We start from the raw sequence: 1,443 nt of genomic DNA on the forward strand, positions 1-1,443 counted from the left end.
AGCCATCCCTTTCAAGGTCTTTGATAAAATGCCCCAAAACTCTAGTCAAGGTGACGAAAGCAATGTGGGCAGAAGTTCTAGCGCGGTTTGAGAAAAAAGTACCGGCCAGTGTCATGACCAAAGTGATATTGGAACAGGCTGTTCCTGCTGAATGGGTCGATCAGGTGTTCGAAGAGCACCGTCAGCGGCAGTACCCACGTGAACTTTTGTTTTCAACCATCGTTGAACTGATGTCCCTTGTTTCATTGGGCTTACGACCTTCTCTGCATGCCGCCGCGCGGCAGATGGAAGATCTTCCTGTCAGCTTGGCGGCGCTGTATGACAAGGTCAGCCGCACAGAGCCTGCGCTGCTGCGCGCTCTGGTCACCGGCAGCGCAAAACGCTTGGCACCGACGATAAAAGAACTGGGGTACTCAGCCACTTTGCCTGGCTGGCAATTACGGGTCGTTGACGGTAACCACCTGCCTTCCAGCGAAAAACGTCTGGGCGCTTTGCGCCGTGAGCGGGGCGCCGCCCGGCCTGGTTTTTCCGTTGTGGTTTACGACCCTGACCTGGACCAAGTCGTCGATCTTCAGCCTTGTGAGGATGCCTACGCCAGCGAACGCGTCGGTGTGCTGCCATTGCTGGAAAAGGCCAGTGCGGGGCAACTGTGGATGGCCGATCGACTTTACTGCACGCTCCCGGTCATGCAGGCCTGCGCAGATACCGAGGCCTCGTTCATCATTCGTGAACAGAGCAAACATCCACGCCTGCTTAAGGAAAACGACTGGCAGGAGCCTGTCACGGTCGCGGCAGGCAGCGTGCGCGAGCAAATCATCGAAGTAAAAGGTGGTCACCAGTGGCGGCGAGTCGAACTGAACCTGCAAAAACCCACCGAATCCGGTGACACCACGCTGCGGTTCTGGAGCAACTTGCCCGACTCTGTCAGTGCTGCGCAAATCGCTGATTTATACCGCCGTCGCTGGAGCATCGAAGGGATGTTCCAGCGCCTGGAAGCGGTGTTGGACAGTGAAATCGAAACCTTGGGCAACCCTCAAGCGGCCTTGCTGGGATTTGCGTCGGCCGTGTTGGCTTACAACGTTTTGGCCGTACTCAAACGCAGCGTTGAGCAGGCTCATCGCCAGACCCAGCCCGATGATTGGGAGGCATCGATTTTCCACCTGACGGTGCAAGTACGCAGCGGATATGAGGGCATGCTGATTGCCTTGCCACCAGAGTCCTTATCAATCCCCACTACCGCAGATGGGCTAGCTGCGTACTTACTGACGTTGGCGAAAAACGTCTTACCCAAAGCTGTCGCCAAGAGCAAACGAGGTCCGAAGGTGCCTAAACCTAAGGAATGGCTTGAAGGCAAAGCCGCGAATGCCCACGTATCGACGGATCGGGTGCTTAAGGCCGCTAAAGTTAAAAGACCTTGAAAGGGCTGGCTGTAAGAGCGGAACC

Annotated in this window: 1 protein-coding gene; it reads left to right on the forward strand. The window is 56.1% G+C overall.

The window, feature by feature from the left end:
* Window positions 1-113: 113 nt before the first annotated feature.
* Window positions 114-1,418, forward strand: coding sequence for an IS4 family transposase (locus ACTD9P_RS29590; RefSeq protein ID WP_438870416.1), 1,305 nt, complete (start codon window positions 114-116; stop codon window positions 1,416-1,418).
* Window positions 1,419-1,443: the final 25 nt, after the last annotated feature.

The sequence above is a fragment of the Pseudomonas onubensis genome (assembly GCF_965653655.1).
Taxonomy (GTDB): domain Bacteria; phylum Pseudomonadota; class Gammaproteobacteria; order Pseudomonadales; family Pseudomonadaceae; genus Aquipseudomonas.

Excerpts from the sequence above, each read along its gene's own strand:
- ACTD9P_RS29590 (WP_438870416.1), top strand. The coding sequence starts at position 114 with ATGACCAAAGTGATATTGGAACAGGCTGTTCCTGCTGAATGGGTCGAT.